Consider the following 24,192-nt stretch of genomic DNA (forward strand, 5'->3'; position numbering starts at 1 on the left):
AACGAGCTTCGGTATAACAGAATAGAGTTCTCCAAAGCAGAATGCAGGGTGAGACGACGTATTGAATTCGGCCGCGACCAGTCACTCGCTCGTTCTGTGGGGCGGTTCGCCCGAGTTACCGAGTCTCGACACGGTAGTGTCGCGTTTCAGTTGCAGCGCCCGTGCTCCAGAGTCGATGTTGCCGTCTCGTCCGGCCGCTGTAGATTACGAGTGTACTGTTGTAATCTCCCACTCTCTTTCGGATGAACTCGCCGCGGATCCCGAGTTCCAGCTTCGCATAAGAACGGACCACCGTTCTTCATCCAGCTAGCTTTGTTCTGGAACATAGAATCTCGTTTTCGAAGAATGAACGCAGATCTCGTCGTGCGTCGCTTCGGTTTTCGATTCCGACCTGACGTTCCGAGCCAGCTCCGAGCCGTCGTCGTGAGTGAGACGGCAACGCCCGGCGGCGAGTCGCATCCGAACCACGCAATTCCACAGAACTATAACGCCCGATGAACGTACTGGAAACTATGCGTGGACTAGCCAAAACCAGCCGACAGCAGGGAGCGATGGAACTCGTCGATCGCGAACGCCCTGCACCCGAACCGGACGAAGCACTGATCGAAGTCGACTACGCGGGGTTGTGCGGAAGCGATGCGGGAATTTACGAGTTCGAGTCGGCGTTCGAACGGATGGAGCTTCCGACCGTCATCGGACACGAGTACACCGGTCGGATTATCGAGACCGGCGACGACGTGACGAACTTTGCGGTCGGCGATCGGGTCGTCGAACGTCCGATTCGGGGCTGTGGCGAGTGTTATCAGTGCCAGATCGGCGAGGAGAACGTCTGTCAGAACGCGGTTATCACGGGCGTCGACCACGACGGTGCGTACGCGGGCTACGTTTCCGTTCCCGAGACGGCGCTTCATCCTGTCCCCGACGACGTCGAACCGAAACACGCCGCGCTCGTCGAACCGACGAGTATCGGTGCACGTGCGGTCATCGAGAACTCCCGTGTGAGCCCTGGCGACCGCGTTATGGTCGCCGGACCGGGTCCGATCGGGCAGCTCACGGCCCAGATCGCGCGGGCTCAGGGCGGCGAGGTCGTCCTCGCCGGCGTCGGCCAAGACGCCGAGTATCGCCTCCCGCTGGCCGAGGAACTCGGCTTCGAGACGATCAACATCGAGGACGACGATCTCGAAGCGCGCCGAGACGAACTCACTGACGGCGTCGGTTACGACGTGGTCTTCGATACGACCGGCCACCCGTCTGGATTACCGATGGCAGTCGACGAAGTCCGCAAGGGCGGGCAGATCGTCCTCGTCGGCCAGACCGGCGAGACGACGATGCCGTACTCGCCGCTCGTCCGCGCGGAGATCGACCTGCAGTGCTCGTACGCGTCGATGTACGAGGACTTCGAGCGGTCGCTTCGACTGATCGCGTCCGGCGATGTCGACCACGCGACCTTCCTCGACGATCGGTTTAGCCTGCTCGAAGCCGACGAGGCGTTCGAAACGTTCCTCGCCGGCGGGACCTGCAAACCCGTCTTCGACGCGTCGGTGCTGCGGGACTGAGCGCGGTTCTCGTTTTCTGTCTTCTCGCTGTCGCCGTCAGCGAACCGAGTTGTCGGCGCATCTCTCGTCCGTTGCCAGCCACAGCGCTCCGCCGATCATCTCGGTAGACAGACGGAAGTTTTAGTAGCGGCTGTCGTAATTCACGAACGTCGATGGACTACAGACAGCTGTCAGACCCGAACGCAGAGTATACGATGCGCGACCTCTCCGCGGAGACGATGGGACTTTCCGCCTCCCGCGGGCCGCGCGACGTCGAGATCACCGATGTCCAGACGACGGTCGTCGAGGGGAACTACCCCTGGACGCTGGTCCGCGTCTACACCGACGCCGGACTCGTCGGGAACGGCGAATCCTACTGGGGAGCCGGCGAACAGGAAATCATCGAGCGCGTCGCCCCGTTCATCGAGGGAGAGAACCCGCTCGATATCGACCGGCTCTACGAGCACCTGGTCCAGAAGCTTTCCGGAGAGGGATCGATCTCCGGGAAAGCGATCTCGGCCATCTCCGGAATCGAACTCGCCTTGCACGACGTTGCCGGAAAGATCCTCGAGGTGCCGGCCTACCAGTTGCTCGGCGGCAAGTACCGCGACGAAATGCGGATCTACTGCGACTGCCACACCGAAGACGAGGCGGACCCCGATGCCTGCGCCGACGAAGCCGAGCGCGTCGTCGACGAGCTGGGCTACGACGCACTGAAGTTCGACCTCGACGTGCCAAGCGGTCACGAAAAGGACCGCGCGAACCGCCATCTCCGCGGCCCGGAGATCGAGCACAAGGCGGAAATCGTCGAGAAAGTCACCGAGCGGGTAGGCGACCGCGCCGACGCCGCGTTCGATTGTCACTGGTCGTTCAGCACCGGCAGCGCACACCGCCTGGCCGAACGACTCGAGGAGTACGACGTCTGGTGGCTCGAAGACCCGGTTCCGCCGGAGAACCACGACGTACAGCGCGAGGTCACCCAGCGGACGACGACGCCGATTACCGCCGGTGAAAACGTCTACCGCGATCACGGCCAGCGCCGGCTCCTCCAGGAGCAAGCCGTCGACATCATCGCCCCCGACGTTCCCCGCGTCGGCGGGATGCGCCAGTCGCGGAAGATCGCGGATCTGGCGGATCTCTACTACATCCCGGTCGCGATGCACAACGTCTCCTCGCCGATCGGCACGATGGCAAGCATCCACGTCGGTGCCGCCATTCCGAACGCACTTGCCGTCGAATACCACTCCTACGAACTCGGCTGGTGGAGCGACCTCGTCGAGGAGGACATCATCCACGAGGGCTACGCCGAGGTGCCCGAAAAACCGGGACTCGGCGTGACGCTCGACCTCGACGCCGTCTCCGAACACCTGGCGGAGGGCGAAACGCTGTTCGACGAGGCCTGACGGCCTTGCGACTCGAGAGCGGTATCCCGCGCGTTCCCGATCCGGCTCCGCTCCGATGCAGACCCGACTCCGGCGTGCCTGATACGGTCCGACCAGGCTGATCGACCCATAGCACGGGCAGTTCCGTCGGTAGTCTCTCGACCGAACCACAGACCGGTTTCGAGAGTCTCCGCCCCGCGTTCCTCGGAACTCTCTCACTCCGAACCTCCTCTTCGATGCGCCCGCACGTACGCTGACATCCCTATCCCGATCCCCGACGCCACTTCGACTGACGACCGTTCGTATTTGATCTCTAACCCCTACCGTCAGTTTTATAATTGTGTACTATTATTCATCAGGTAGTATGGTTACCAATGCCAAGCGGGATACCGGTATGAAGCGACGAGCCTATCTCGCCGGGGCCGCTGCGAGCGCGACACTCGGTATTGCCGGCTGCGTCGGCGGTGGGAGTGGGAGCGATTCCGGTGAACTCGAGGTGCTTCACGGCTGGACCGGGGGGGACGGCGCGGACGCCGTCGACGCGCTTACCAGCGCGTTCGAGGAGGCACATTCGGACGTCGAGACGAACTTCCAGCCGGTCGGCGGCGACGGGAACGTCGAGTTGAACACGAAGATTCTGCAACGATTGGTGAACTCGAATCCGATGAGTTCGTTCGCCAACTGGCCGGGAAACAACCTCGAGCGATACAGTGGGAGCCTGCTGGACCTCGAAGAGGACGTCTGGGAGGCTGAAGGATACAAAGAGACCATGCAGGATCGGGTCGTTGACATCTGCACGTTTAACGACAAGATGCCGGCGGTTCCGATCGGATCCCACCGGATGAACAATCTCTTCTACAATACGGCTGCTTTTGAGGAGGCCGGTGTGGATGCCGAGAGCCTCAACAGTGTTCCGGACTTCCTCGATGCGCTCGAAACGATCGATTCGGAGACCGACTATATCCCGTTCGCCCACGGAATGCGTGCGCCGTTCCTCGGACTCCAGACATGGGCCCAGATTCTGACGAGTCAAAGCGGCGTTGACGCGTACACGGACTTCATCAACGGCGACGGAGACAAGGACGCGATGATCGAGGCGTTAGAAACGCTCCAGGAGATCCAGGAGAACTACATCAACGCCGATGCGTCTTCGATCGGCTACACGACGGCGGCACAGAAGATCATCGGCGACGAGGAGGAACCGAGCGAAGCCGCGTGTATCCACGGCGGCAACTGGCTGTACGGCATGTTCCGCTCCGACGACGAGTTCAACTACGGCGAGGAGTGGGACTGGGTGCCGTTCCCGGGAACCGAGGGAATTTACTTTTATCACGTTGATGCATTCGTCACGCCGGCTGACAACCCGAGCCGGGAACAGACGATCACCTGGCAGAAGTTCGTCGGGACGAAGGAGGCACAGATCGCGTTCAATAATTTCAAGGGATCGGTCCCGCTGCGGACGGATATCGATCCCGCGGAGTTGTCGGACTTCCTGGCGATGAACTACGAGGACCTGACCGACTCCGAGGCGTACCCGCCGACGATCGCGCACGGACTCGCCGTCGAACCGGAGGCGATGAACGACTGCAAGAGTGCGATCGGAAACAACTTCTCTGGTCCGTACGATGCTGAGGCGGCGGCGGACGGGCTACTTGAGGCTGTCTCCGGTAACGAATAAATCGTCCGATGAAGCGTACTTCGAGGCGCTGGCGTGACCGCCATCGTCACACTGGAAGTAATAAATTTTTTATTATGATGGCCCAGAATGGTGAGTTAGATGGCAACGCGTGACACAACAGAACCGACAAACCAATCGGTAGTATCGACCGACGAGGTCGTCGATTGGAAGACGAAACTCCGATATTTCCTCAACAGCGATTTCGTCCGGTCGTCGCCGTACTGGGGGATTCCGTTCATCCTCATGGGAATCGCCGTGTACGGCGGCATCGGCTACAATATCGTAATTTCGTTTACGGATTACAGCGGCCTTCAGCCGCCGTCGTTCTCCGGTCTCGACCTCGAGATGTATCGAACCGCCCTCGCGAGCGGGGCGTTTCGCGAAGCCGCGATCAACAACTTCGTGCTGCTCGTCTCGTTCACGGCGATATCGTTGATACTCGGGCTCTTCCTCGCGATTTTGCTCGATCACGGTATCCGATACAAGAACAAGGTACAGACGATTTACCTCCTGCCGATGGCGCTGTCGTTCGTCGTGACGGCACAGCTCTGGCTGTGGATGTTCAACCCCGACAGCGGGGTTCTGACGGTCATCGTGACGACGTTCGGCTTCGATCCGATCGACTGGCTCGGCAATCCGCGACTCGCGCTGCCGGCGGTTATCTTCGCGCTGGTCTGGCAGTTCAGCGGCTACGCGATGGTCGTCTACCTCGCCGGTCTCCAGTCGATCCCCGACGACCAGTTCGAGGCTGCGAAGGTCGACGGCGCGAGCACGATTCGGACGTACCTCCGAATCATCGTCCCGCAACTCAAGGAATCGTCGGTCAGCGCGGCCGTCGTCCTGATGGTGTTCGCGCTCAAGGCCTTCACGTTCCTCTACTCGCTCGTCGGCCAGTACCGGCCGCCGAACGGAACCGACATCCTGGCGACGCTGATGGTCCGCCAGGCGTTCAAGTTCGGCAAGTGGGCTTACGGGGCTGCCATCGCGACGATGCTCCTGTTGCTCGCACTCAGCGTCATCGCACCGTACCTGGCATACCAGTACCGACAGGGGAGTCTCTAACATGTCACAGTCAACCTCCAGATCACCCATCGACGTCGAATCGCTCGTCGAGAACTTCAACTACAGGCGGGTCGGGAAGTACGCGCTGGTCGTGCTCTTCCTGGGCTTTTTCCTCGTCCCGCTCGAGACGGGGATCATGACCGCCCTCAAGACGAACTCCGCTATCGCTCGCTCGCTGCCGTTCGCACCGCCGGCCGGCGAGGGGTTCACGCTGACGAACCTCGAGTACGCCTTCAGCCAGTTGACGAACTCGTTCGTGAACTCGTTGCTGATGGCGGTGCCGGCGACGCTCCTCAACGTCCTGCTGGCCAGCATGGCCGCCTACGGTCTGACGATGGTTTCCTGGCGGGGACAGATCGCCGTCTTCGCACTGTTCCTGGTCGGTGTGTTCGTTCCCTACCAGGCCGTACTGGTTCCGTTGTCGCAGTTCTGGAACAACATGTTCCCGCTGGCACAGATGCTCGAGCCGCTGTTCGCGGCGATCCCGTTCTTACAAGGGGGCCACTCGCGGCTCGTGCCGCTGACCATCACTCACGTCGCCTACGGGATTCCGATCTGTACGGTCCTCTTTCGATCGTACTACAAGAGCCTCCCCAACTCCCTGGTGGAGGCCGCGAAGATTGACGGTGCGAGCATCACGAAGATCTACCGCCGCATCGTCCTCCCGCTCTCACTCCCGATGTTCGGCGTGGTGTTCATCTACCAGTTCACGCAGATTTACAACGAGTTCTTGTTCTCGTTCACCCTCATTACGGGGTCGAATCATCCGGCAGCGCCGGTGACGTTGATCCTGCCGGCGATCGGCTCCTCGACCGAGGGTATCGACTTCGGCATTCGGATGTCGGCGGCGTTCCTCGCGGCACTGCCGACGATCATCCTGTACGTTGCGTTCGCCGAACAGTTTGCAAAGGGACTGCGCACGGAGAGTGGATAACCGATGGGACGAATTCAACTCGATCACCTGACGAAACGATTCGGAGAGACGGTCGCCGTCGAGGACGTAACCCTCGACACCGAGGACGGCGAGTTCCTCATACTCGTCGGTCCCTCGGGCTGTGGCAAGTCGACGACGCTGCGGATGATCGCCGGCCTGGAGCGGCCGACTGACGGAAACCTCTACATCGACGGGGATCACATGAACTATCGCGTGCCCCAGAACCGGGATATCGCGATGGTCTTCCAGGACTACGCGCTGTACCCGCACATGAGCGTTCGGGAGAACATCCGGTTCGGTCTCGAAGAGGAAGCCGGCTACACCGCTGCGGAGATGGACGAGCAGGTCGAAGCAACCGCCGCTGACCTCGGCATCGTCGATCTGCTCGACCGCAAGCCGGGCGAACTCTCGGGCGGCCAGCAACAACGAGTCGCGCTCGGACGTGCGATCGTCCGCGATCCGGAGGTCTTCCTGATGGACGAACCGCTCGCCAACTTAGATGCCAAGCTTCGGTCCCAGATGCGAACCGAGCTCCAGCAACTCCAGGCGGATCTCGACGTGACGACCGTCTACGTTACGCACAACCAGACCGAGGCAATGACCATGGGCGACCGGCTCGCAGTGCTAAACGACGGCCGTCTCCAACAGGTCGGCGAACCCCTGACCCTCTACCACGAGCCCGCAAACCAGTTCGTTGCGGGCTTTATCGGCGAACCGATGATGAACTTCCTCCACGGGCACGCCGACGACGAGACGTTCACCGGCTCCGGACTCGAGTACCCGCTCGACGACCGCCTCGCCGATGCCGTCGGCGACACCGATGAACTCGTCCTCGGCGTTCGCCCGGAGGCGATCGACGTGCGCCGGGCCGACGAGGCCACAGGAGAGCGCGAGCCCGGACCCCACGAGTTCAGGATGCAGGTGGCGGTCAGCGAGACGCACGGCGACCAGAACGTGGTGTCGATGACGGTCGACGACGAGGAAACCGACCACGATGCCCTGCGAGCCGTGACCGACGGGATGCACGTCGTCACCCAGGGCGATTCGGTCGTCGTCACGATCGACCCGGAGACGGTCCACGTCTTCGACGGTGAGACCGGTGAGACGCTGTGCAACCGGCTGCTCGAAACGGACCCCGAACTCGCGGCGGTATCATCAAACTAGTCGTACTATGGCGCGCTTAGAACTCGACGACGTGACCAAGGTGTATCGGGGCGATGACGATGAGGCGGGTGTCGTTGCGGTCGACGATGTCTCGGTCGAGGTTCCGGACGGGGACTTCCTCGTCCTGGTCGGTCCCTCGGGCTGTGGCAAGTCGACGACGCTGCGGATGATCGCCGGCCTCGAAACCGTGACCGCGGGCGAGGTCACACTCGGCGACCGAACGATCAATGACGTCTCGGCGCAGGAGCGCGATATCGCGATGGTGTTCCAATCGTACGCGCTGTACCCGCACAAGACCGTTCGAGACAACATCGCCTTTGGACTCGAGGAATCGACGGACCTCTCCGACGGCGAAATCACTGAAACCGTCGAAGAGGCCACCGAATTGATGGGCATCGACGACCTGCTCGACCGCAAGCCGGGCGAACTCTCGGGCGGCCAGCAACAGCGGGTCGCACTCGGCCGCGCGATCGTCCGCGATCCCGATGCCTTCCTAATGGACGAACCGCTGTCGAATCTGGACGCGAAACTCCGCGCGGAGATGCGCACGGAACTCCAGCACCTCCAGGAGCAATTGGGCGTGACCACCGTCTACGTCACCCACGATCAGACGGAAGCGATGACCATGGGCGACCGAATCGCCGTGCTCGATCAGGGGGAACTCCAGCAGGTCGGCACGCCGCTCGAGTGTTACCACCAGCCGAATAACCTGTTCGTCGCCGGCTTCATTGGCGAACCGTCGATGAACGTCTTCGACGGCCAACTCCGGGACACTGAACTCGTGACGGATTCGTTCACCTACTCGTTCTCCGCCGAGTCAGTCAGCGATCTCGACCTCGAGGACGACAGTGAACTCGTCCTCGGAATCCGTCCGGAGGATATTGAACTCGGTGAACACTCGACGGACGAGCACCGGTTCGAGGCCGAAGTGGTGGTCGTCGAACCGATGGGGAACGAGAATATCGTCCATCTTCAGTTCGACGACACGCCGACTGACGACGAGTTCATCGCGACGACTGAGGGGATTCCGAGCGTGAGTAGCGGCGATCGTGTCGGCGTTGACTTCCCCGAAGCGGCGATTCATCTCTTCGATGCGGATACCGGTACTGCGGTGAAGAACCGACGACTGTCGTTTACCGGGACGCCAGCAGAGATGTTGCAGTAGGCTGCAGTAGCTTCAGCAGGCGAGCGGGGCTGTTTTTCGATCGGTTGTCGTCCAGCGTACAGGTACAGCTCTTGGTTCCGGCAGATGTGACGGGGTCGTGGTTCCTCCGATGGTGAGGGGAAGTGTCGAGTAATGAACGATGAACGGAGAGTACCGAGTGGCGAGTGCCAAGTGGTGAGTAGCGACTGGTGAGCGGTGGGTGTCGAACGGTGAACGGTGAGTAGTGAGGCCGCGACTGAGCGAGGAGCCGTGAGTTACGGTGAACGGGGGGTAGTGAGGTACTTGACGTGATGGCGGATCGGCTGGACGACTAGAACTCGGATGTGCGAAGGCACTCGCAGTACTCGGAGTGACAGTAGAACGATAAACGGCGACTCCACAATGTCATCCCGTCTCTCTCACACGAACAACGGTGAGTCTCTCATACCGACGCGATTCATCCCGCCTTTCGATCACCGATCAACGGTCCACGTTGCTGGAGTACACATTGACGATCGGATTCGAGGTTATACTTCGATGACCGGATTCGAGAGTTCGCCGATCTCGTCGATCGTAATACGGACTTCGTCGTCGGGCTGGAGCGTGAAGCCGTCGTCGGGGACCAGCGAGGTGCCGGTGAGCAACACGCCGAGTTCGGGAATGGTATCGTGGTTTTGCCAGAACTCGGCCAGTTCGTCGCAGGTCCGGGCCATGTTCCCGGTCGAGGTTTCGCCCTCGTACCGGAGTTCGCCGTCGCGGCTGATCTCCATGGACATCGTCAACTCGTGGGGGTCCGTGACGCTGTCGGCGGAGACGATTGCGGGACCGATCGAACAGCAGCGGTCGTAGGTCTTGGCCTGAGGCAGATAGAGCGGGTTTTCGCCTTCTATTTCGCGGCTACTCACGTCGTTGCCGATCGTGTAGCCGACGATCGAGCCGTCATAGAGGACGATCCCGAGTTCGGGTTCGGGAACGTCCCACGTCGAGTCCGCGCGGATACCGATCGCTTCGTTCGGACCGACCGTGCGGCTGGGCGTCGCTTTGAAGAAGATTTCGGGGCGGTCGGCCTCGTAGGCGTGCAGGTACATCTCCGGCATGCCGCTCTCGCTTTCGCGGGCTTCCTCGCTAATTTCGTAGGTGACCCCCGCCGCCCACACCTCGTCCGGGACGAGGGGGAGCGTGGCATCGGCGAGGGAGTCGCGCGCGATCGTCGGGGCATCGGCTGCGATATCGCTCGCAATTTCGTCGACGGAGACGCCGGCGATGTCTGCCGTTGCTGCGAGGTCGCCAAAGCCGTTCAGACGGGGTTTGACGGCCGTAAGGTCGTAGGCCGTTCCCGACTCGACGGCGATGAGTCTGTACTGGTCGCCACTGGATAGGCGCTGATACCGCATGGTGAGTGCAACACTCTACCCCACTATAAATGTCCCGTCCGCGAACCGATCGAGCAAGCGAAAGCTGCCAAACGGCAAGAATTATGGGCGAACGGAACGTCCGAGAGAGTGTATGCCTGACCAGCAGTTGAACTACGTGAGCGGCGAGTGGACTGCATCGAACACCGGTGAGACCTTCGAGACGACCGATCCGGCGAATCCGGACGAGGTCATCGCGACCTATCCCCAGTCCGACGCCGAGGATACAGAACGGGCGATCGAGGCGGCAAACGAGGCCAGCGACGAGTGGGCCGAGACGCCGGGTCCGGAACGCGGACGGATCCTCACCGCGGCCGGGTCGCTCCTCGATCAGCGAAAGGACGAGCTGACCGAACTGCTCGTCCGCGAGGAAGGCAAGACCCGTAGTGAGGCCGGCGGCGAGGTACAGCGGGCCATCGACATCTTCCACTACTTCGGCTCGAAGGCCAGCGATCTCGGCGGCACGGTCAAGAGTTCGAGCGCCCGCGATACCAATCTCTACACGACGGTCGAGCCGCTCGGCGTCGCCGGGCTGATCACGCCGTGGAACTACCCCATCGCGATTCCGGCCTGGAAGATCGCGCCCGCACTCGCTGCGGGCAACACCGTCGTCATCAAGCCCGCGACGCTCGCGCCGGGCGTCGTCCACGAGATGGCCGAGGCGCTCGACGAGGCCGGCCTTCCGGACGGCGTCCTCAACGTCGTCACCGGCCCCGGCAGCGAGGTCGGCAGTACGATCGCGGGCCACGAGGCCGTCGACGCCGTCTCCTTCACCGGGAGTACCGCAGTCGGCAACACCGTCTACGACACCGCAACCGAGGACGGCAAACGCGTCCAACTCGAGATGGGCGGCAAGAACCCGACGATCGTCAGCGACAGCGCGGACGTCGAACAGGCGGCCGACATCGTCGCCGACGGTGCGTTCGGCGTCACCGGCCAGGCGTGTACCGCCGCCTCCCGCGCGATCGTCCACGAGGACGTCTACGACGAGTTCGTCGACGCCGTTGTCGACCGCGCCGGGGCGATCGACCACGGCCACGGCCTCGACGATCCCGGGATGGGCCCGCACGTCAGCGAATCCGAACTCGAGAGCACGCTCGAATACATCGAGATCGCCCAGGACGAGGGCGCGACCCTCGAGTACGGCGGCTCGGAACTCGATCGCGAAGGCTACTACGTCGAACCAGCGGTCTTCTCCGATGTCGACACCGAGATGCGAATCGCTCAGGAGGAGGTCTTCGGACCGGTGCTCGCGGTGATCCCCGTAAGCGACTTCGACGAAGCGCTCTACGTCGCAAACGATGTCGACTACGGGCTCTCGGCCAGTGTCGTCACCGATGACCACACCGAGGCGAACCGCTTTGTCGACGAGATCGAAGCCGGCGTCGTGAAGATCAACGAAAAGACGACCGGCCTCGAACTGCACGTTCCCTTCGGCGGGATGAAAGATTCCTCGAGCGAAACCTACCGCGAACAGGGCGACGCCGGACTCGACTTCTACACGATCAGCAAGACGGTCTACGACAACTACTGACTGTCTTCCCGCCGCTCGAGTCGGTTCGATTGACGCTATTTTTGACCGCGATTCGACGAGACTCGATCACGTACCGGTCCGAATTATTAAGCGTCTCGGCGGTGAGGGATGGATAATGCAGCCGAGTTCAGACAGCGGCGTCAGCAAAGCGCCGGCCGAACAGCGCATCGAGTCACGCGTCAACTCTCTCATCCAGGAACTGACACTCGCCGAGAAGGCGGCCCAACTCGGGTCCGTCAACGCCGACAAACTTCTGAACGAGTCCGGTGAACTCGACGAGGAAGCCGTCAGCGACCACCTCTCGAACGGTATCGGCCATCTGACCCGAATCGGCGGGGAGGGGAGTTTACCCCCGTCCGAGGCGGCCGAACGGACGAACGAACTGCAGACGTACCTCCGGGAGGAGACGCGCCTCGGTATTCCGGCGATTCCCCACGAGGAGTGTCTAAGCGGATACATGGGTCCTGAGGGGACGACGTTTCCCCAAATGATCGGGATGGCGAGCACGTGGTCGCCCGCCCTCCTCGAAACGGTCACCGAGACGATCCGCGCTCAGTTGGAAGCCATCGGGACCGCACACGCGCTGTCTCCCGTCCTTGACGTCGCCCGCGATCTCCGGTGGGGACGCGTCGAGGAGACCTTCGGCGAAGACCCCTATCTGGTCGCGGCGATGGCGTGCGGGTACGTCGACGGGCTCCAGGGTGACGGCGACGGCGTCGCCGCGACGCTCAAGCACTTCGCCGGCCACGCGGCCGGAACGGGCGGAAAGAATCGGAGTTCGGTCTCTCTCGGGCGGCGCGAACTCCGCGAAACGCACATGTTCCCCTTCGAAGCGGCCGTCCGCACGGCGAACGCCGAGTCGGTCATGAACGCCTATCACGATATCGACGGAATCCCGTGTGCCAGCGACGAGTGGCTGCTGACCGACGTCCTCCGGGGCGAGTGGGGGTTCGACGGAACGGTCGTCTCGGACTACTACAGCGTCGAATACCTCCGCAGCGAACACGGTGTCGCCGCAGACGAACGGGAAGCAGGCATCGCGGCCGTCGAAGCCGGCATCGATGTCGAACTCCCCGCCACGGACTGCTACGGCGACCACCTCGTCGACGCCGTCGACGCCGGTGAACTCGCCGAGGAGACGATCGACGAAGCCGTTCGTCGCGTCCTCCGCGCGAAGGCTCGGAAGGGGTTGCTCGACGATCCGACGGTGGACGCCGACGCGGCGACGGAACCGTTCAGTACCGACGAGGCGAGAGCACTCACCGAGCGCGCCGCCCGCGAATCGATAACCCTCCTGCAAAACGACGGCGACCTGCTCCCGCTCGTCGGCGAGGAAACGGACTCCGTCGCGGTCGTCGGTCCGAAAGCCGACGATGCTCAGGAACTGCTCGGCGATTACGCCTATCCCGCCCACTACCCCGAAGAGGAGATCGAGTTCGACGCGACGACGCCGCTCGATGCCGTCCGTGCGCGGGGGGAGGAGTACGGATTCGAGGTGCGCCACGAGCGAGGCTGTACGACGACCGGACCCGACACGGAGGGGTTCGACGCGGCCGCAAACGCCGCCGCGGACGCCGACGTTGCCCTCGCGTTCGTCGGCGCGCGATCCGCCGTCGATTTCTCGGACTCGGACAGAGACCGGATCAACAAGCCGAGTGTCGCTACAAGCGGCGAGGGGTGTGACGTGGTCGACCTGGGACTGCCCGGCGTGCAGCGCGAACTCGTCGACCGAGTTCACGAGACCGGGACGCCGGTCGCGGTCGTCGTCGTCAGCGGCCGCCCTCACGCGATGGAGCGGATCGCGGCGACCGTTCCGGCGGTCGTGCAGGCGTGGCTGCCCGGCGAACGCGGCGGCGAGGGGATCGCCGCCGTCCTGTTCGGCGAGCACAATCCCGCCGGCCACCTTCCCGTCTCCGTTCCGCGTACCGTCGGGCAACTGCCCGTCCACTACAACCGAAAACCGAACACCGCGACCGAGGAGTACGTCTACACGGAGAGCGACCCGCTCTATCCCTTCGGCCACGGGCTTTCCTACACCGAGTTCACCTATGGTGACCTCTCGCTGTCGACGGACTCCCTCCCCCCGGCTGGCACGATCGTCGCTGACGTGACCGTCGAAAACGCCGGCGACACCGCGGGAGACGACGTTGTCCAGCTGTATGCGAGCGCCGAGAACCCCGATCTGGCCCGCCCGGTTCAGGAACTCGTCGGATTCGAACGCGTTTCCCTCGATCCGGGCGAGACGAAACGCGTTAGCTTCGCGGTCGACGCCTCGCAACTCGCCTACCGCGACCGAAATCTCGACCTCGTCGTCGAGGAGGGCCCCTATGAGTTCCGCGTCGGCCACTCGGCCGCCGACGTGGTCGCGACCGAACCGTTCGAGGTAACCGGAACGAAGGACGTCTCGCGGACCGGCCGAACGTATTTCACCGAGACGAACGTGACGGGCGGAGCCGAGTGAACGCTCCGGTCACAGTGTTGCTCGGCATCGCTCGAGAGCATCGGGCGACCGTCTTCGACGACGGTCGCCCACGCCCCGTGAGTGCGTACGACAAACGCGGTAAATAATACCACACATATTTACTTCTCGGTACGTATCACTCAGCCATGCCGACGGATTCATCGGAGCCTCCCGACGGTCTTTCCCTCGACTCGAAATCGGTATCGCTTGGCGAAATCGACGACGCGGAGATTCGTGCCGCCCTCTCGTCGTCGGAGCCGCTGGATCGGCAGCGGGGTATCGCGGCCTGTGAGGCCCGAGTCGAAACGAACGTCGACGCTGTCCGACCGCTCCTTGATGCGGTCGCGTCGGCCGTTGCCGACGACAACGCCCCGGTTGCGCTGCGTGCGATTTCCGTCCTCGACACCGTCGCCGAGAGCGATCCGGCGACGCTCGAGGGACACACGGCGGCTCTCGTCGGTGCCGTCGACAGCGAGATCGTGGACGTGCAACTGACCGGCGCGACCGTCCTCGGAAAACTCGCCGTTTCCCGTCCCGCTCTCGTCGCACCGCATGTCCCGGCGGTGATCGACGCCGTTCGAGCTACTGAACTCGATACGGAACCGCAGGATTTCGGCGACGTGGTCGCCGATGCGGTGACCCGGCGGACGCTCCGAGATCACGAGGAGGAGGAACGAAAACGACGAATCAGCGCCCGGCGCACGCTTGGGAACGTCGTGGTCGCCATCGCCGAGGCGAAGCCCCAGTCGATTGTCGATGCCGTCCCCGATCTCATCACGCTGCTGGACGACGAGGACCCGACCATCGCCGGCGGTGCCGTCGACGCGCTAGCCGAACTCGCGGCGGCGAATCCGACTGCCGTCGCCCCCGCGACCGACCGCCTGGTCGATTGTCTCGACCGCGATAGCGCCGTCGTTCGTGCACGTACCGTTCGGGCGGTCGGACATCTCGGGGACGCCGCCACCGTCTCGCACCTTCGAACGGCGGCCGCGGACGACCCCGATGCGGACGTTCGCGAACTCGCGGCCGAGACTGCGAATTACATCGCGGACGCGTCGTGATTTACGAACCGCCGACATTGGGGTCAGTCGTCCATCGCACGTTTCGTGCAGTACCAGTACGTTGCGCTAAAGAAGCCAAGCGCCCCGACCACGAGAACAACATCGATGACGAGGATCGGAAACGCCCTGTCACCCGGCTCGACGAACGGAATCGAGAGCGCGAGGAGGAGACCTGACGCGATCAACAAGGCGATAATGACCCGCATCTGCGCGCGCTGCGCAGCGACGAGATCGAGCAGCGTCGACGTTTTCGACATGGTGTGTGAATTCACAACACGCAGTAAAAATCTACCGATGGTTCCGATCGCCGCGCCACTACTCTTTCGACGGACTCTGCAGTCGCGGTTCGGCGGTCAGCAACGGAGTACGTCGCCGACTGGGACTAGTCACGGCGAACGCGACCTCGCTCATCCGGGATGCCGGAGTACTCGCGGAAGTACGACGTGAGAACGTCCCGCCACCGCTCGGCCTGTGCAACCTGTTCGTCGAACCGCTCGGCGACGTGGCGGTATCGCCGCTCGTCTATCCTTCCTTCGAGCGTGTGCCACCGGTCTCGAAGGCGCTCGACTTCCTCGACGCCATCGAAGCAATTGTCGTAGAGTCGCTGGACGATGGTCGTCCCGTCGTCGAGTTCGTAGTCCCAGGGGAGGTGATGGAAGAACAGGAGGAGTTCGTCGGGGCACGTTTCGACGGACTCGTACCGCTCGGCGATCGGGGCCGGATACTGCGCGCTGTAGCCGCTGCCGCGGCCGGTCCGGTCGACGCCGATTCCGTCCTCGCTCGCGCCGTGATAGCCGGGCCATTCCTCGGGTGACGGGTAGTAGTGGTTCTCGAGAAACTCCTCGCCGTTGTGCATCATGTGCACGAGTCCGAGGCCGCCGGTTTCGTAGTCGATGCACGCTTCCCACGAGTCGCGGAGGAGTTCGGTGATCGTCTCGACGACGACCTCGTCAGCGCCGAACGTCTGTCGGACCCACTCCTCGGTGATCGTTTCGACCGACAGATCGGGATTCCAGGCCATACGCCCGAACGCGTAGAGGTTCGCCTGGGACAGGTAGTGGCCCGTCCAGGTATCGTCTTCGCCGATGTTGGCGACACCGGCGACGCCCTGTCCCGCTCCTCGCAGGAGCGACTTTACCGGCGTCGCCTCGCCGTCGGCGCGCGTCTCGAACTCGAAGACTTCCTTCCACAGCGGGAGGTGATAGGTCGCGTGGACGCCCTGCCCGGTGTACTCCTGGGTGAGTTGCACCTCCAATCCGAGGTCCGTCTCCGGCATCGCACCGAAGAGCGTCGACGCCGGCTCGCGGGGCTGGAAGTCGATCGGGCCGTTCTTGATCTGTATGGTGACGTTGTCGCTGAACTCGCCGTCCAGGGGTTCGAACGTGTCGTAGGCCTGTACCGCCCGATCTTCGTGTGAGCCGTAGACGAAGGCTCGCCACCAGACGCGCCCGCCGTGGGGTTCGAGCGCCCGTGCGATCGCGTTCGCGCCGTCCACGTGATTCCGGTCGTAGTCGTAGGGTCCGGGTTGTCCCTCCGAGTCCGCCTTGATCAGGAATCCGCCGAGATCCGGTACGAGGCCGTAGATCTCGTCGGCTTTCGCTGCCCACCACTCTCGAACGTCGTTATCGAGCGGGTCGGCGGTATCGAGATCGCCGACGAGCATCGGTGCTGCGAAGTTGACCGACAGGTACGGTCGGATCCCGTATCGGCGAAACAGCGACGCGAGTCCGGTGAAATCCTCGAGCCGTCGCGATTCGAGCAATTGCCAGCCCTCGAACGCGTCGACGGCGTCGTTTGCGCTCTTTCGCGGCGGTTTCGTGGTGTTGACGTTGTTGAGAACGATCCCGTTGATCCCGACGGACGCCAATAGCCGCGCATAATCCTCGTACCGCGGCCGGAGATCGGGCAACCGTTCCCAGTCGAAGATCGATTCGCCACCGTAGCCGCGCTCGACCGACCGGCGGAAGGGCGTATCCCACTGGTTGAGCAATCGATTTGCGTACATCGGCTCCTCGCGGATCTCGAGTTCATCGATCGGTTCGCGGAGTTGGAGGAGGCGAAGGAGGTGGAAGGTGCCGTACACCAGTCCCCGATCGGTGGGTGCGGTCACGACGAGACAGTCCGCTCCGTTCCAGGTGACCGCCCGGATGAGAAAGCCGCCGTCGTCGAGTTCGGCGACTTCGTCGACCGAGACCGACTCGGCGATCATCGCCATATCGTCCGGGGTACCGATGGCGAGGAATCCGTCGACAGTCGTCGGCGGGTGTTGCCAGAAGTGGGGTGGTGTCCCCAGTAGTTCGGGAAGCGCCCGCCGGAGTTCGTCTCGAATAGCGCTGCACTCCGGCGATTTTTCCGAGACGTACGCGTGTCTACACCGCCGGCGGTACGAGGCGCGTACGTCGTCCGCCGTGATGCGGTCGTACCGGAGCCAGCAATCGTCGTACGAGGTCATCGAGATACGGTAGTGCAGTCATTGGCGATCGGTAAAAATGGTACTGGTCGCCGCCACAGTCGGTTCGAGCGCCGATTGCACGTCACGGTTCATCCGTCCACCACTCCATCGCTGCATAGGGGAAATAATAATCATAATATTTATTACCGACTATGTGGTGTCATACCAATACATGGGATCTGATAGCATCCCGGACGATTACAGCGATGTAATCAGTCGCCGGGATATGTTAACGATAGCTGGGGTGTCGGGTGCGGCCGCGCTCGCCGGTTGCGTTGGTGGCAGTGGGTCGGATAGCGGCACGTTCGTCAATGCGTACACCGGCAATCCGGCCGACCTCCATTTCAACACGTCGGCGATCCAGAATTACAGGTGGCCCGCGGGGCGGGCGGTGTTCGCCCCGTTTATGAAGTATTCGTTCACCGAGAACGAGTTCTTGCTCGGGGCGCTTGACGACCTGGAAATCGACGGCGAGGAAGTGACGCTCACCTTCCGCGACGACCTGGCGTGGGACGACGGCGACGAGTGGACGACCGAGGACCTCGACGTGCAATTGCAACTGGCGGAGAAAAGCGGGAGTTCGCTCTGGGGGTATCTCGACGACTACGAGATCGTCGACGACAAAACCGCCCGCCTCATGCTCTCCGGGCCGACGAACCCGCAGATCGTCCGGTTCGAACTCACGAACTTCCTCGTCGATACGAAAGCGGACGTTCACGAACAGTGGTTGGACGCGGACGAGTCGGAGTTCCTCCGGTGGGAGTGGGAGGACCCCGTCGCCAGCGGGATGTTCTCGTTCGTGAGCAAGGACCGCCAGGCGTTCGAGTTCGAATCGAACCCCGAGTTCTACAACGCAGACAACGTCGATATCGACACGTTCCTGATCGATAGCTACGGCGGAAATACCGCGCAGCATCAGGCGTTGATGTCGGGGACGGAAGCCGATGCGGCGCTGAGTCTGTTCGCGCCGCCGGAAATCGTCGATCAGTTCCCGGACCACGTCGTCGAGATTCAAATTCCGGCCAAGTGGGGGTACGGAATCGTGTTTAATCACGACGATCCCCACTTCGGGCAGCGGGAGGTCCGACAGGCTGTCGCACACGTTATCAATCGCGAGTCGATCGTCGAGAACGCGGGGCCGCGCTCGAAGTTCGTGACGCCGACTCCGTGCGGTATCGCGCCCCGCGATCAGGAGTACTGGCTGGACGAGTGGTACGATGACTTCGAAACCTACGGTGCCGGTTCCAGTCAAACGGACCAAGCGGCTCAGTTGCTCGAGGACGCCGGATACACCCAGGAGGGAGAGACGTGGGAAGATTCCGACGGGAACACGATCGGCGGGGAGTACTACTCGCCCGCGGGCTGGACGGACTGGACGACGATGTCCCAGACGGTCGTCAGTCAACTGAACGAGTTCGGGTTCGATTTCTCGGTCAGCACGAAGCCGACGAACGACTGGTTCAGCCAGTACTCCAACAGCAACTTTGCGATGGGGAGTCTCTACTGGCTGCCCGGCGGTTCGCGGTCGTCGTTCCCGTACTTCCCGCTGTACTACCAACTGTGGGAGGAGGAGATCGGCGGCGGACACAACTACCGTGAGAAGGCGGACTCCGAACAGACGATTCCCGACAGGGACGGCGGGGAGATGACGCTCACGCCGCTCGAGGTGACCGAGGAGATCGCGCGACAATCCAGTGACGAGGAGGCGCGGCCGTACGTCCAGCAGGCGGCGTGGCACAACCACATCGAACTGCCGTTCCTCGGATTGGTGTCCAAGTACGAGCAGTCCTGGGTGACCGACGACGAGTGGACAGTCGCCGCCGAGGACAGCCCCAACCGACAGGTCAAGTGGCCGCAGTTCTGGTGGGTCCACGAGGGAGAGTTACAGCCCCGAACCTAACGGTGACTCACCGTCTACCACTCAGTTACACGGAAACCCAACCATGAACTACTACCTCAAACGGACAGCGCAAATCCCGCTGACGATCCTCGCAGTGGCGACGCTCACCTTCGGCCTGATCCGGCTGCTCCCCGGCGGTCCGTTCACGCAGCTCCGGCTCGAACTGCTCCAGCAGGGGGTTCCCGCCGAACAGGTCGACGCGCGCATCGAAGCGTTGCAGAACATCAGGCCGGACGCACCGCTTTGGCAACAGTACCTGGATTACATGGTCGGCGTCGCCCAGTTGGACCTCGGGCAGTCGATCTCCCTCAACGAACCCGTCATTGACATTCTCGCTCGCTCGCTTCCCTGGACCGTCTTCTTGGTTGTGACATCGACGATACTGATGTTCGTCGTCGGCGTGGTGATCGGCGCGCTGCAGGCATACTGGGAGGGCTCTCGATTCGACCGGCTCACGTCCGGCGGGTCGATCTTTCTGATGTCGGTTCCGTACTACATCTTCGCGGTGATCTTCCTGTTTATCCTGGCGTTCCAGCTCCAGCTATTTCCGACCGGGAACGCGGTCGACCGAGGCGTCGACGCCTCGCTCAGCCTCGCGTATTTCTCGAGTGTCCTCCACCACGCCGCCTTACCCATTCTCGCGTTTACTATCAGCGGCATCGGATCGACGGCGCTCAACATGCGCGGCAACGGGATCCAGGTGCTCGGCAAGGAGTACGTCGAGGTCGCCAGACTGCGGGGACTCTCCAATAATCGCATCGCCACCCGATACGTCGCCAGAAACGCCATCCTGCCGATGTACACGGGACTGCTTCTCCTCATCGGGTTCCGCCTCGGGGGCACCGTCGTGCTCGAAGAGATCTTCTCGTATCCCGGCCTCGGATACTACATGATCCAGGCGGTGAACGCGAACGATTACCCGCTCATGATGGGCTGTTTCCTCGTCATCACGGTCACGCTCGTCGTCGGCGTCTACATCGCCGACCTGACCTACGGGCTCATCGACCCGCGCATCTCAGCAGGTGATTCCGATGAGTACTGAACCGGACTCGGCCGCCGAAGGGATCGACTGGCGTTCGGAGGCCTCGAACGTCGAAATGAGTCGTCGCGACCAACTGAGCGAACTGTACGAGCAGAAGATCCGCGTTCCCGCCGTCGTCGCGTGGTCGGACGACCGAACTCGTCTGGGTCTCCTCATCATCAGCGTGTACCTCTTCATGGCGTTGGTAGACGTGCTCGGTCTCTGGCGCGATCCCAGTCCGAACCAGGCGGAGCGCTTCCTCGGGCCGTTCGAGAACATGCAGTATCCGCTCGGGACGACCAATTCGGGGATCGATCTGCTCGCGTTGATCATCGACTCGACGCCGTTCATCCTGCTGATGGTGCTCGCGGGCGGCGTGTGGGCGACCACACTTGCAGTCGCTGTCGGCACTCTCTCGGGGTACAAGGGCGGGACGGTCGACACCGTCATCACGGCGATCTCCGATTTCTTCATGGCGATCCCGGGACTGCCGCTCGTCATCGTCCTTGCAATCGCACTCAGTCCCGAGAACCCGATCCTTCTCGGCGTCGTCCTGACGATCAACTACTGGGCGGGCCTGGGCCGCTCAATACGGTCGCAGGTCCTCTCGATACGGGAAGCGAGCTACGTCGAGGCGTCCCGAACGATGGGAACGAGTACGCCCCGTATCATCGTCAAGGACGTGCTGCCGAACATCATGCCGTACGTGATGGTCAACTTCGTGCTCGCCGCGCGCTACACGATCTTCGCGGCCGTCGGGCTGTACTTCATCGGCGTCCTGCCGTACTCGGGGCAGAACTGGGGCGTGACGCTGAGCAACGCGTACTATCAGGGCGGCCTGTTCTCGATGCAGGCGCTCCACTGGCTCCTCGTTCCGATTATCGCCATCGTCGGGCTCGCCTTCGGGCTCATCCTGCTGAGTCAGGGCATGGACCGCATCTTCAATCCGCGAGTTCGGACTCGGCTCACCGGCGAATCCGAGTCCGTCACGGAGGATACCGACACGTCGACAACGGAGATGATATAACATGGCTACCGATAGCTCAGTCAGCGATCGCGTCGTCTCGCGAGGAACCGTCGAAGATCCGATCTTCGAGATCACCGACACAAGCGTCACGTACGACGACGGCGACACGCGCGTCCTCGAGGACGTCACCGTCAGCATCGACCGACACGAGATCCTCGGCATCGTCGGCGAGAGCGGCAGCGGGAAGTCGATGTTCGCCTCCGCATTGCTCGACGCTATCCCCGATCCCGGCGTCCTGAGCGGCGATATCCGATACCATCCGTCGGACGGACCGCCGGTGGATCTCCTCGGGTTGACCGAGGAGGAACGCAGACAGTTCCGCTGGGAGGAAGTGTCGATGGTGTTCCAGGGCGCGATGAGTTCGTTCAATCCGACGATGAAGATCGGCGCCCACTTCGAGGAGACGCTCAAGGCCCACGACAAGCACGTCTCGGAGGGACTCGAGTTCGCTCGCGAACTTCTCGAGAACCTCTATCTCGAACCCGAGCGGGTGCTCGATTCGTATCCGCACGAACTCTCGGGCGGGATGCAACAGCGGGCCCTGATCGCGCTGAGTATGGTCCTCGATCCGGCGGTGCTGGTGATGGACGAACCGACGGCCGCGCTCGATTTGCTGATGCAGCGATCGATCCTGACGCTGCTCGACCGCTTGCAGCGCACGTACGATTTGACGATCGTCTTCATCACCCACGACTTGCCGCTGGTCGCCTCGCTCGCCGATCGGATGGCCATCATCTACGCGTTCCAGTTCGCCGAGATCGGGCCGCGCGACGAGATTATCGGCAACGCCGCCCACCCGTACACCCGGGCGTTGTTGAACGCGACGCCGAACGTCGATGCGCCGTTAGAGGAGATGCAACCCATCGAGGGCGAAGGCCCGGCCCCGGTGAGCGTTCCGTCCGGGTGCCGGTTCGAACCGCGGTGTCCGCTCGCGACCGAAGAGTGCCGGACGACCGATCCGCCGCTAGCCGCGGTCGATCGGGACCGGACCAGCCATCGATCCGCGTGCCACCATCCGGCGACCGCCCGCGAGGAGATCCAGCTCAATTTCGACGAGGCGAACGACGAACTCGAGTCGGCTTCCCCCGTCGAGCCGTCAGTATCAGCAGTCGAAACGCGGGCCGAACAGACCAGCGAGACGCCGCTACTCTCGCTCGACGACGTTGCGGTCCATTTCACCGAGGAACAGGGACTGACCGAACGGTTCACGAAAGACCCGACGGTCGTCCGTGCGGTCGACGGCGTTTCGCTCGATATTCATGAGCAGGATCTCGTCTGTCTTCTCGGCGAGAGCGGCTGTGGCAAGACGACGCTGGGGAAGACATTGATCGGGCTTCAGCGACCGACCGACGGATCGATCGAGTATCGCGGACAGGATATCTGGGAGGCGAAAGACGGCGACGGTGAGATTCCGTACGACGAAATACGGTCGGCGCTGCAGATCATCCATCAGGACCCGGGAAGCGCACTCAATCCCAACCGACGTATCGCCGATATTCTCTCGGAGTCGCTCAGACACACTCATCCAAACATCGATCGGAACGAGCGGCGGCGACGGATGCATTCGCTGCTCGAACGGATCGGTATGGCGCCGGCGGACGAGTTCCTTGATCGGTACCCCCACCAACTATCGGGCGGGGAGAAACAGCGCGTCGCGCTCGCTCGCGCCCTACTGATGAATCCGGATGCGATCCTCGCCGACGAGGCCATCAGTGCGGTCGATGTCTCGTTGCGCATCGAGATCATGGATCTGATGTTGGAACTTCAGTCGGAGTTCGAAACCTCGTTTCTGTTCGTCTCCCACGATCTCTCGAACGCACGCTATTTTGCTGAGCATGGCGACGGCCGTATCGCCGTCATGTACCTCGGCGAGATCGTCGAGATCGGCTCCGCCGAGCGTCTCATCCACGATCCTCGGCACCCGTACACCGAAGTGCTCCGGTGGGCGACGCCGGATCTAGAACTCGATTCGATGGGTGCTGGCGACCCGCCGCTCAGGGAGGTCGACGTTCCCGATCCGATCGATCCACCATCCGGCTGTCGGTTCCACACGAGATGTCCCGTCGCTCGCGAGGCGTGCCGTGAACAGCGTCCGAGTCTCCGGCGGATCGATGAGGGTGACGGGAAAGCTGCGTGCTTCCGGGAGGATCCGAATCACGAGTATTGGGACAGCGATCCACTGGACGGAGCCGTCGAGCAGCCAGAAGAGTTCGCGGGGGACTGAGACGCGAACTCGTCTGCTGGATGATCGCTTCGTGCGCCTGCGGCTCGACACGGGTCGATACCCGTCTATAGGGTGCTGGCAGCTAACCCGGTTCGGACTCTCCGTTCCGTTTTCGTTTCCGTTTCCTTCTCTTTCTCCTTCGGGTCGGCACAATCCTCGGGCGTTCCGTCGCCGGCCTACGGTCTCGAACGAGAGGCGTCC

General features: G+C 62.6%; 17 protein-coding genes. 14 read left to right on the top strand and 3 right to left on the bottom strand.

All coding sequences use genetic code 11. The features are described 5' to 3' along the window. Positions 1–512: 512 nt before the first annotated feature. The 7 genes from SM755_RS21490 (at position 513) to SM755_RS21520 (ending at position 8,920) form a co-directional block, all read left to right on the top strand. Positions 513–1,556 carry an alcohol dehydrogenase catalytic domain-containing protein gene (locus tag SM755_RS21490; protein WP_323174479.1) on the top strand — a complete coding sequence of 348 codons (1,044 nt, stop codon included), beginning with the start codon at positions 513–515 and terminating at the stop codon, positions 1,554–1,556. A 152-nt stretch (positions 1,557–1,708) separates the two neighbouring features. After that, positions 1,709–2,938 (top strand): mandelate racemase/muconate lactonizing enzyme family protein, encoded by a 1,230-nt coding sequence (locus SM755_RS21495; RefSeq protein WP_323174480.1) that lies wholly within the window; start codon positions 1,709–1,711, stop codon positions 2,936–2,938. Between the two features lie 373 nt (positions 2,939–3,311). Then, the gene (locus SM755_RS21500) at positions 3,312–4,595 is read left to right on the top strand and encodes an ABC transporter substrate-binding protein (protein WP_369335276.1); all 1,284 of its coding nucleotides are present in this window, start codon (positions 3,312–3,314) and stop codon (positions 4,593–4,595) included. Between the two features lie 99 nt (positions 4,596–4,694). Next, entirely contained in the window at positions 4,695–5,657 is a 963-nt protein-coding gene (locus tag SM755_RS21505; RefSeq protein ID WP_323174482.1) for a sugar ABC transporter permease, read from the top strand. Position 5,658: 1 nt separating this feature from the next. Further along, positions 5,659–6,591: a carbohydrate ABC transporter permease gene (locus tag SM755_RS21510; protein ID WP_323174483.1), complete on the top strand. Its 933-nt coding sequence runs from the start codon at positions 5,659–5,661 to the stop codon at positions 6,589–6,591. Positions 6,592–6,594: 3 nt separating this feature from the next. After that, on the top strand, positions 6,595–7,755 hold the full coding sequence (locus SM755_RS21515) for an ABC transporter ATP-binding protein (protein WP_323174484.1): 1,161 nt from the start codon (positions 6,595–6,597) through the stop codon (positions 7,753–7,755). 7 nt (positions 7,756–7,762) lie between these two features. After that, positions 7,763–8,920 carry an ABC transporter ATP-binding protein gene (locus tag SM755_RS21520; RefSeq protein ID WP_323174485.1) on the top strand — a complete coding sequence of 386 codons (1,158 nt, stop codon included), beginning with the start codon at positions 7,763–7,765 and terminating at the stop codon, positions 8,918–8,920. A 506-nt stretch (positions 8,921–9,426) separates the two neighbouring features. Here SM755_RS21520 and SM755_RS21525 read toward each other — a convergent pair. Continuing rightward, positions 9,427–10,293: a fumarylacetoacetate hydrolase family protein gene (locus tag SM755_RS21525; protein ID WP_323174486.1), complete on the bottom strand. Its 867-nt coding sequence runs from the start codon at positions 10,291–10,293 to the stop codon at positions 9,427–9,429. Between the two features lie 112 nt (positions 10,294–10,405). Between SM755_RS21525 and SM755_RS21530 the strand changes: the two genes are divergently transcribed. The 3 genes from SM755_RS21530 to SM755_RS21540 all read left to right on the top strand — a co-directional run bounded on the left by SM755_RS21530 (position 10,406) and on the right by SM755_RS21540 (position 15,367). Then, positions 10,406–11,845 (top strand): aldehyde dehydrogenase family protein, encoded by a 1,440-nt coding sequence (locus SM755_RS21530; RefSeq protein ID WP_323174487.1) that lies wholly within the window; start codon positions 10,406–10,408, stop codon positions 11,843–11,845. 115 nt (positions 11,846–11,960) lie between these two features. Further along, positions 11,961–14,306, top strand: coding sequence for a glycoside hydrolase family 3 N-terminal domain-containing protein (locus SM755_RS21535; RefSeq protein WP_323174488.1), 2,346 nt, complete (start codon positions 11,961–11,963; stop codon positions 14,304–14,306). A gap of 146 nt (positions 14,307–14,452) precedes the next feature. Then, positions 14,453–15,367: a HEAT repeat domain-containing protein gene (locus SM755_RS21540; RefSeq protein WP_323174489.1), complete on the top strand. Its 915-nt coding sequence runs from the start codon at positions 14,453–14,455 to the stop codon at positions 15,365–15,367. A 23-nt stretch (positions 15,368–15,390) separates the two neighbouring features. Here the strand turns inward: SM755_RS21540 and SM755_RS21545 are convergent, their stop codons facing one another. Together SM755_RS21545 and SM755_RS21550 are read right to left on the bottom strand one after the other, a co-directional pair. Beyond that, entirely contained in the window at positions 15,391–15,624 is a 234-nt protein-coding gene (locus SM755_RS21545; RefSeq protein ID WP_323174490.1) for a hypothetical protein, read from the bottom strand. Between the two features lie 125 nt (positions 15,625–15,749). Continuing rightward, a complete protein-coding gene (locus SM755_RS21550) occupies positions 15,750–17,819 on the bottom strand; it encodes an alpha-glucuronidase family glycosyl hydrolase (RefSeq protein WP_323174491.1) in 2,070 nt (689 codons plus the stop codon). A 244-nt stretch (positions 17,820–18,063) separates the two neighbouring features. On the opposite strand from SM755_RS21550, the gene SM755_RS21555 reads away from it, so the two are divergent. Genes SM755_RS21555 through SM755_RS21570 form a run of 4 tightly spaced genes read left to right on the top strand, consistent with a single transcriptional unit; the run spans position 18,064 to position 23,991 of the window. Further along, complete coding sequence (locus SM755_RS21555; protein ID WP_369335277.1) at positions 18,064–19,719, top strand: ABC transporter substrate-binding protein; 1,656 nt, start codon at positions 18,064–18,066, stop codon at positions 19,717–19,719. A 43-nt stretch (positions 19,720–19,762) separates the two neighbouring features. Next, positions 19,763–20,761, top strand: coding sequence for an ABC transporter permease (locus SM755_RS21560; protein ID WP_323174493.1), 999 nt, complete (start codon positions 19,763–19,765; stop codon positions 20,759–20,761). After that, on the top strand, positions 20,751–21,767 hold the full coding sequence (locus SM755_RS21565) for an ABC transporter permease (protein ID WP_323174494.1): 1,017 nt from the start codon (positions 20,751–20,753) through the stop codon (positions 21,765–21,767). The genes SM755_RS21560 and SM755_RS21565 overlap by 11 nt, the downstream gene beginning before the upstream one ends. Before the next feature lies 1 nt (position 21,768). Continuing rightward, the gene (locus tag SM755_RS21570) at positions 21,769–23,991 is read left to right on the top strand and encodes an ABC transporter ATP-binding protein (RefSeq protein WP_323174495.1); all 2,223 of its coding nucleotides are present in this window, start codon (positions 21,769–21,771) and stop codon (positions 23,989–23,991) included. Positions 23,992–24,192 lie beyond the last annotated feature (201 nt).

This window comes from Natrialba sp. PRR66 (assembly GCF_034808065.1).
Classification (GTDB): Archaea; Halobacteriota; Halobacteria; order Halobacteriales; family Natrialbaceae; genus Natrialba; species Natrialba aegyptia.